Source organism: Rhizobium ecuadorense, from assembly GCF_001187535.1.
In the GTDB taxonomy this organism is placed as follows: Bacteria; Pseudomonadota; Alphaproteobacteria; order Rhizobiales; family Rhizobiaceae; genus Rhizobium; species Rhizobium ecuadorense.
This window is the reverse complement of the sequence record NZ_LFIO01000970.1, coordinates 1-293: the sequence shown is the minus strand read 5'-3', so window position 1 is coordinate 293 and position 293 is coordinate 1. Positions and strand designations below refer to the sequence as shown.

At 62.1% G+C, this 293-nt stretch carries 1 protein-coding gene; it reads right to left on the bottom strand.

What is annotated here, in order from left to right; all coding sequences use genetic code 11:
- A partial coding sequence (locus tag AF337_RS18090; RefSeq protein WP_152971120.1) for a TIM barrel protein occupies positions 1-293 on the bottom strand: 293 nt, incomplete at both ends.

Sequence of the window (293 nt, the reverse complement as noted above, 5' to 3'; positions counted from 1 at the left end):
AGCGCCACCAGGCGTCTTCGCAGGCCTCGATCATGGAACCGGTATGGCAGCAGTAGCACGAACCCTTGTCCGGGTGGGGGCCGCGGCCGAATTCCGAGTTCATCGTGTCGACGCCGAGTTCGACACTGATCTCAATGGCGCGCTTCCAGTGCTTGACGGCAGCATGCCGCTCATTTTCCTCGTTCGAGGCCCACCGGTACATCGGCAGGATCGAGGCAATGCCGACATTGGCATCGGAAAGCGCTTTCTTGAATGCCTTGGCGCGGGCCGGAAACACGCGCGGCGCCTTGAAC